This is a genomic window from Pedobacter sp. 01N416, from assembly GCF_056399685.1.
The window spans coordinates 1-6,205 of record NZ_JBFTRT010000408.1; the positions used below are offsets into that span (position 1 = coordinate 1).

At 46.0% G+C, this 6,205-nt stretch carries 2 protein-coding genes; both read right to left on the bottom strand.

Going from position 1 to position 6,205, the window contains the following annotated elements:
- Positions 1 to 132 precede the first annotated feature (132 nt).
- A complete protein-coding gene (locus AC1DND_RS20020; RefSeq protein ID WP_477584312.1) occupies positions 133 to 1,521 on the bottom strand; it encodes a serine/threonine protein kinase in 1,389 nt (462 codons plus the stop codon).
- A gap of 477 nt (positions 1,522 to 1,998) precedes the next feature.
- The gene (locus AC1DND_RS20025) at positions 1,999 to 6,102 is read right to left on the bottom strand and encodes an FtsW/RodA/SpoVE family cell cycle protein (RefSeq protein ID WP_477584314.1); all 4,104 of its coding nucleotides are present in this window, start codon (positions 6,100 to 6,102) and stop codon (positions 1,999 to 2,001) included.
- Positions 6,103 to 6,205 lie beyond the last annotated feature (103 nt).

Sequence of the window (6,205 nt, forward strand, 5' to 3'; positions counted from 1 at the left end):
ATGCTATATCAGCAATTTAGGAGGATGCCAGGGCTTAGATCATTAAAATTTAACCTTATGTTAATCCTTCCTTAAAATAAAAAGGCCACATTAAGTATTTAAATTTCGGAAGGTATGATGTAGCTGGCTTTCTCAGAATATACCCAGAAATTTCTTCTTCTTTTTACCGTTCTGTTTCCTGGCTTTTTCGGTTGCTTTTACTTGCTGGGGCCATTGCATTTTTGCTTTCCGGATGCTGTCTTCTCTCGCTGTTTGCAGCGCTTGCCTGTATTGCTGATTTGCGATTTCAAATGGCGACCGGTATGGGGTTGTCGGCGAGGCCGTAATATTATTGTTTTCTGTCTTAACTAAGCTGTAAACTACAAAGGCAACAACTAAGGTGCAGGCAGCAGCGTAGCCTAAAAAAGCCTTTCTTGACGCATGGATGTAATTTTCCTGGTGATATTCACCAGTCGAACTATTGTATTTTATTCCAGCCTTGAAAGCAAGGGGTTTTAATGTTGCCAGCTCTTTTTCAAGCTTTTGGTTCTTTTTCTGTGTATCAACATATAAACCGGCATAATGTAAGGCTTCGTTGGGTATAGTATTTTCTCTGTGCCTGATGTCTTGTGGTACCGACAATATTCCCGCATTAACTGCCTTCTGCAGTTCCATTCCATTGGCATACCGTTCATCTGGATTTTTTTGCAGGCATCGCCCGATCAGCTCAATCAACCAGTGGGGTACCTGCATCTCCGCATGCAGAATATCGTCCTGAAACGTATTTTCCAGATTGCTTTTACGCAGTGACATGCCATCCGGGATTTCCTTTTCAAGATGTGATATCATGACCGTATTGCGGGCGGTATCACCTCCTCCTTCGAGTGGAAAAGGAACCTGCCCGGCCAGGAGTTCATACAGGATAATACCGTAACTATAAATGTCTGTCTGTAACAGCATTTTTCCCTCATGCTGTTCGGGTGCCATAAACTCTACTGCCCCGGCATGGCGAATGCTTGTTCTGCGCTGCTCTTCACTCATAATGGCCAGGCCAAAATCCAATAGTACATAATTGGCAGTCTGCATATTGTACTTCACATTATTGCTTTTAATATCGCCATGTTTGACGCCAACCTGATGACAGTGTGCAAGTGCAGCAGCCAGTTGTTCCGCTACTTTCAAGAGTTCTTTAACGGTGAAAACTTTTTGGTGCGGAGGTAATAGCAGTTCGCTGAGTTCGGGGCCTTCGATGTATTCCATTTCTATATAAGGAAAGGATCCACTATCGGTAATCCCCGAACTGAGTATCTTCACCACATTCGGGCTTGGATGGGCGTTTACCTGCTGCAGTTTATTCACTTCATTGAGAAAATTCCTGTAGTTTTTATCGCTTTCATCTTCCACGTAAATTGGTGTGGGGATAAGTTTAATGGCAGAATAAACCGGCCCCATGCGCATCCCCTTGTAAACAGATCCCTGCCCACCGGTTTTTAATGCGCCGAGATTTTGTAGCCCTTCTGTAATTGTAAAAATTTTACTCATGATGCTGCGGCTTAAAACTAAACTCCAACACGACCGATTCGCCCAAGATAATCTGATCTCCCTCGGCCAATTCCTGCCCGATCTGGGTAGCATGGAGTTTTACTGTCTTTTCGGTAAGCGCTGAACGTAGTTTGACCTTATTGCGGGGTGGTATTCCACCTTCATCTGCGAAGATTACAAATTTGGCTATGCTCGTATCCCATTCGATATGCGCATGCTGCCGGCTGATGTACTTATTTCGTTCATCATCACTTTCCGATGGAAATGCAATGTGGTTGGTGCGGAAAAAACCTTCATCAGACTGTGCCTTTTCATCTCTGCCGATATTGTATTTCCCTCCCGAGGAAGTTATTTCGTAGATTGGCTGTAAAGTCTTGCCGCTAAGTGCTTTTAGGTAGGCTTTAGCCCTCTGTTCGCAATTGTGATGAAGCTACACAAGCTATGGATTTATGGTTTGAGTTAAAATGTTTCATTTCTTCAATTAAGTTCCGGTACAGTTGCATTGTCATCAGTTTTGGCCGAAGGCACAATGCTTTTAATATAGCCACCTTCTTTTAAGAACGGAATCACATGTTTGCCGGCCAATCGTACTGCGTCTGATGATCCTTTGGTCGCCTCAATGCGGATACAGACTACAATATGACCATTGCCAGTTGCAGTCGGCGCAAAAAATACATACCAGCCATCATTAATCTGCTGTTTCTTCCAGATCCGCTCCGGCGTACCGGTTTTACCGGCAACGGCCAGCCCAAGCGTTTGCACTTTTGGACTGCTCTGTTTGATCATGTACTCCTGCATTAACCTGGCGTATGCCGGATTGTTTACCAATTTCGTACCAGTTTTTATCGCCTGCGGCTGGTCGCTTACTTTAAGTACAAACCTGTTTGCAATCATATTTCCATTATTTGCAATCCCCGCAGCCATTCTTGCCACTGCCGCTGGGGTTGCAATAAGTGCACCCTGCCCCCAAGACATTCCGGAAATTCCCTTTGCCCTGGTCTTTCGGATATTGTTGGGATCATACTTTGGTTTGGTATTGAATTCGGTCTTGCGCCAAAGTTGTTTCCATTTTTCTTCCTGTGCCGCGTTTTCGCTGGGCTTATTGTAATAATACCCTCCGGCCCCATGCAGGAACATGCCTGTTTTTAAGTACAGCTCACCCATGTTTTCCTGCAGCTGCTCCTGGTTTGCAAGTTTGATGAAATAGACGTTGTTGGATTTCACCACCGCCCGTTCCAGATCAATCCATCCCGTTTCATCCGGCTCGATACCTTTTGTACGGATACGCTCCCAGGAGGCCACCTGGTATTTTTTTTCGGCAGCGGCCATGCCCAGTTTATTGAAGGATGCCATGGCGGTAATCAGCTTAGCGGTTGAGCCTGGCTGTGTGAAATTGGTAAAGCCAAGGTCAGCGGTCGTTGTCCACCCCGAAAGCTGGTTCTGTTCTGCATTGGTCATGGTCAGCCGTTCCCAATCATGTATGGGTGGCAGCGGATATACTGCTGAAGTAAGGACATCACCAGAACTTGCTTCCATGATCACTACAGAAACCCGGTTATCCGATAATGAAGTGTCACGGGCAATGGACTTTTGAATCTTGGTCTGCAGACCGGCATCCACGGTTAATTGTACATCGCGGTTTTTATTTTTAAAATCTTCCACCTCTTTGCTGCTGATTCCGGCAAGGAGTAACGGAGAAAGTGCGGCGTAATCTTTTTTCACGACCGTCATTTCCTTAACTCCCCGTGCCAGGAAACGGTTTTCACTGTATCTATTTGCAAGAACTGTAAAGCTCTTTAGAGGCAGTTTAAAGCCGCGGAGTTCGGCCGCGTGCTCATAATCGGCAAAATAGCCATTAACACTTCCATTAAATATGCCTGAATTTGCATCACCTGTCCAAAAAAACAATTGTTCTTCGAAAGGATAATACCGGTCTAAACGTTGATGTACCGCAGAATCGAGATTGTAATTCGGGATACCCGCACCGATGAGCTTAAAATGTTGCGCCTTCACACTGTCGACGTTGCTGGTTGCCATTAAAATTCCCTTGCGGTCGTGTATGGTTCCGGCTTTTAAACGGCTCATCAATATTGCGATCCGGGGATTGTAACTGAACATTCTCGCGCCGCTACGGTCGGCTACCAAGGCTGGCTGTACTACCCATTTCCGGTTGTTAAGTACATAGCCCGCTACATTAACGCCCAATAGCAGGATGCCCAAACAGGCGGCAATTAGGGCCGGCACCAGGTTTTTGTCCTGCGCYTTGGCGATGTACTGCATCTGTACTTCACTGCCACGGACAGCAGATACTGACATCAAAAATCCGGCGGCTAAAAAATTGAGTACGAGTGATGATCCCCCATAACTTTGAAAGGGCAGGGATACCCCAGATAGCGGTAGCGCTCCGGTAGAACCACCTGCTATGAGCAGGAACTGTACAAAGGTGGATACGCCGACCCCTGCACTTAAATAAAAGAGAAATGGTGATCCGGTCCTCCTCCCGATAATAATGGATCGATGAAGGTACAACAGGAACAGCAGGAAGATGCACAATATGCCCGTTAATCCAAATTCTTCACCTATCGAAGGTAAGATCATATCGGTATGTGCTTCAGGAATGGTTTTGGCAAAGCCCTGCCCCACGCCCTGCCCTGTCGCGCCACCTGTAGACATGGCCCACAGGCCATTGGCCACCTGGTCGCCGCCATACACTTCATTGTTCCAGGCATCCTGCCAGATGGCTTTGCGATCCCCCAGGCGTTGTACCGGACCAGGAAATACGCGGTCCAGATATGGAATCTGATCAATCGTTAAAAAGGCCGACATGATCACCAGCACCATGATGGCGGACTCACTGAGCTGCCTGCGCCCGAAAAACATCAGCGTACCGACCAAAAGCAAGGTAATCGCAGTGGATATCCATACGTTTTCAAAAATCCATGAGGCCAATACGTATAACACGATAGCGCCTGCCATGAACATAAAATCGCCCCGCGAGAATGAAAACAGTATAATAAAGGTGAAACAAACCACCATCGCCGGACCAAGGTCTCCCAATATCAGAAATAACATGAGGGTTAACAGTATCGCCAATAGGGCAAAGGAGAAAAATGACCATCTTTTTTTCCAGCTCATATATTCACTGATCAGTTTCTCGTTTACGGCAAAAAATCCTGCAAGAAAAAAAATGATCAGATACTTTACTACTTCACTGGGCTGAAATCCGAACAGGTTTACCTTTACACCACTTCCTTCTGGCCCGGTTCCGAATAAGATAGTGAGTGCCAGCAATCCAATGGCGGCCAGGGCCCAGGGCCAGCCGTTTGCGGCCGATCGGATGTTCTTAAATAAAAGCAGGCGGTAAAGCCAGGTATCGGTATTGAAACGGCGCAGTTTAATACACAGTATCAATAAAATGCCCCCGAAACCCATGAGCAGATATAAAAGGGAATCTTTAGCTAAAAAACGGTCGCGCAGCGGATCCTGCAAACTCAGCAGCATCAGGAATGATATGCCAGTAAGCATCATCACTACGGGCAATATCACCTGATCGGCAGTGCTGAATTTCCATGACAGGATCAAGTGGACAAGTAAAAATCCACCGATCAGGCTTCCGCAGATGATCATAAACCACTTGTTGAATTCGTCGGGTGTTCTGATGATCAGTGATTTTTCCTTTTTGAGGATATTGAAGTCCCTGGTAGAGAAAAGCTTTATCGTATGTGGACGCTGTTCAAATGCGAAGGCAGTATTTTCATCAAGGTTTTGTACGCCCTTGGAGGCGCCAAACTGAAAACCTGGTTTTAAAGGCAATATTTTGAATGCCTGGTTGCCGGGCAGCTTGGCAAAAGTAAATTCCCCTGCAGTACCGGTACGGGCATAGGCGGTGAGCTGGAGTAATTTCCGTTTACCGGCAATATCCAAAGTATAAACCTTTGTAATGCCATTAGCCTTTTCAGTTATATTTTTGATGGTTTCTGTCGGCTCGTCGTTGTAAATACTGTCCTGTGGCAAAATCATTTCCAACCGGACTAAAACACCAGGCGCAGCTTTTTTATTCTCTACGATTTTCCCACTGATATCATACTCGCCCATGCCGAGATTTACCTGGGAGGGGTATGGGCGGGGGTTACTTTGCTCCTGGTCGAATTTAAGCGAATCATCACCGGTATAACCAAGCAATGCCCGGGATGCCAACACCCTTGCTTTAAATGATTCCCCCCCTTTTTTATAGGCCTCATCTGCAGGTAAAAAGTACCTGCGTTTGTTCACTTCGCCAATGTTGTCGAGTTGCTCGGCATTTGGCGTTGCAGATGCAATGGTTTTTTCTATCAGATCAATGTCCCGCTGGTCTTCAAAATAGTAACCTTTTTTAAGTAGGTTACGGATATGTTCGGCAGGTTTTTCCGCATTCAGGTTAACCATGGTGCCGGCTTTTAAGCGTGGCCCAACTTCTTCAAATCTAGGCTGAATAATCGCGTATAATTGGTAGAAGAAGAGTGCGAGAACGGTTGCGGTGGCTAATATGAAGATCCGTTCCTGAGTCCGGCTCACTTTGACAGTTCCTTTATTCTGCTCCATTTTTTGAATCTGCGGTTTTAGGGGTGTTGCCTTTTAGTGTACCAATCTTCATCAGTGCTGCATTTACCGGTTTCCCGTCAGGAAAATGGATGTTATTCTGTAC